Below are 365 nucleotides of genomic sequence, written 5' to 3'. Positions count from 1 at the left end.
CGGAAAACAACTTTGGCACGCTGAGCCCGCTATACGCCTATATGTCGGTCAAACATGCGCTCGACTGGATCGCCGCCCTGGTGATCCTTGTCGTGCTGCTGCCGTTGCTGATCGTAGTGGGCATCCTGATACGGCTGGACTCTCCCGGCCCGGTCATCTTCCGGCAGACGCGCATCGGCTATCAGGGAAAGCCGTTCCGGGTATACAAGTTGCGCACCATGACCAGCGTTCGCAGCGGCGACGATCCGACGGCGCGCGATGCGGCGATGACGAAGGACAACGACCAGCGGGTGACCAACATCGGCCGGTTCCTGCGTCACAGCCGGATCGACGAACTGCCCCAATTGCTCAACGTGCTGCGGGCC

General features: G+C 62.2%; 1 protein-coding gene. It reads left to right on the top strand.

Annotation, left to right across the window (positions count from 1 at the left end; genetic code table 11):
* Window positions 1-365: sugar transferase (locus AC0IYH_RS29925; RefSeq protein ID WP_471837722.1), on the top strand; the 365-nt coding region annotated here is incomplete at both ends.

The organism is Pseudomonas sp. AC463, from assembly GCF_979253585.1.
This window is presented reverse-complemented; position numbering and strand designations above follow the sequence as displayed.